Annotated in this window: 1 protein-coding gene; it reads left to right on the forward strand. The window is 71.5% G+C overall.

Annotated elements, in window-relative coordinates:
• Window positions 1-340, forward strand: a 340-nt coding sequence (locus AC0IYH_RS30200) for a phosphoenolpyruvate carboxylase (RefSeq protein ID WP_471837804.1), incomplete at both ends; no start/stop codon positions are given.

The raw sequence follows: 340 nt of genomic DNA on the forward strand, positions 1-340 counted from the left end.
TGGGCATCGCACGCCGCCCTTCCTGCGGCCGGGAAGCTGGATCGGCGGCGACCGCGACGGCAATCCCAATGTCACCGCGGCCTCGCTGACGCTGGCGCTGGGCCGCGCGAGCGAGGCGGTGCTCGGCTATTATTGCGATACGATCCACGCGCTGGGGGCGGAGCTGTCGATCTCCTCGCTGCGCATCGACATCGATCCCGCGGTCGAGGCGCTGGCGAATGCAAGCGGCGATACCGCCACCAGCCGTCAGGACGAACCGTTCCGCCGTGCGCTGTCGGGCATCTACGCGCGCCTCGCCGCCACCTATCAGGCGCTGACCGGCAAGGGCGCGCCCCGGCCC

Source organism: Pseudomonas sp. AC463 (assembly GCF_979253585.1).